Origin of the sequence: Endozoicomonas sp. ONNA1 (assembly GCF_024606325.1) — a bacterium.
GTDB lineage: Bacteria > Pseudomonadota > Gammaproteobacteria > Pseudomonadales > Endozoicomonadaceae > Endozoicomonas_A.
Genome location: NZ_JAHHPN010000314.1, coordinates 1 through 1,071 on the forward strand (window position 1 = coordinate 1; position 1,071 = coordinate 1,071).

General features: G+C 53.1%; 1 protein-coding gene. It reads left to right on the forward strand.

Annotated features, from left to right (window positions below):
* A partial coding sequence (locus tag KDK19_RS07365; protein WP_257291650.1) for a PEP-utilizing enzyme occupies positions 1-1,071 on the forward strand: 1,071 nt, incomplete at both ends.

Below are 1,071 nucleotides of genomic sequence, written 5' to 3' on the forward strand. Positions count from 1 at the left end.
CCAGAAAACAAGCGGCAGGCTCTATGCCAGAGGGCGCCATTGTTGTGGCCCAATACGCTGAAGACTGGATGCTTGAGCCTGATTTTTTGGAGCGGGCAGGAGGCTTTGTCACTGCCACAGGAGGATTCAATGATCATGTAGCGATCCTCATGAAACAGAAACGAAAAACCTTGATGCTGGCCGGTGACCAGTTTACGACCGTGGCCGCTCAGGTTGGCCAACAGGCGACACTGGCCTGCGCCCGTTTCAAAGGTGAGCATGGCGCCTTTATTGTTGCCGGTGACCTTTGCGGAAAACTGGCCAGTCACGCAAGCCTGTCCTCTGCATTTTCTGATGTGCCGTTAGCCAGAGCTGTCCCCTCGCGGGATGATTTGTCCCCCCCTGAAGGCACATTCCGTCAGGTCGCCAGTGGTTTTCAATGGCTTACGGATCAAAACGCCCGACTGTTGGCGTTTTTTGCCCCCGGCGCTGGACTGGATTGTCTGGCAAACCCGATAAAACTGAGTATGTCGCCACAACGATCAAAGTTGCTCGCGGAGACCAGAGCCAGGGTAGAACGCCTGGTTCAGGGGGCTGAAGCACTTCTGGATGGGTACCAAGCATTCTTGGGACTGGCGGGAGATAGCCGCGCACTCGAGGTTCAGTCATTACGGATTGAATTACCGGAATTGATCAACCGGTTAAAGGCACTGAAAAAGACCATCCGATCCAGGTTGAAAGCTATCGTCCGTAGTCTGGACGGTGGTGAAATCAGGCAGATATCATTTCATCAATGGCTGGCTGCCTGTCATCAACTCCGATCCTCCCTTCAGGCACTGAATCCCAAAGAGGCCAAGCAGATCCGGAGTATCCATGAGCTGATTTTTGCCCTGCATCAGCGCTTTGTAAATGCACTGGCACCGGTCACTCTGGTTTCGCGTCAGGGCAGGATATCTACCGAAAAGAAAATCACCTATGTTGATTGCACGACTCCGGGTGGCTCCGATGAAAAGGCGCCGCTATTGAGGCCATCCTGGAAAGCATTAATCGAAAAGTTTCTGTGTTCAGGGACGGTGGTCATTATGGATGATG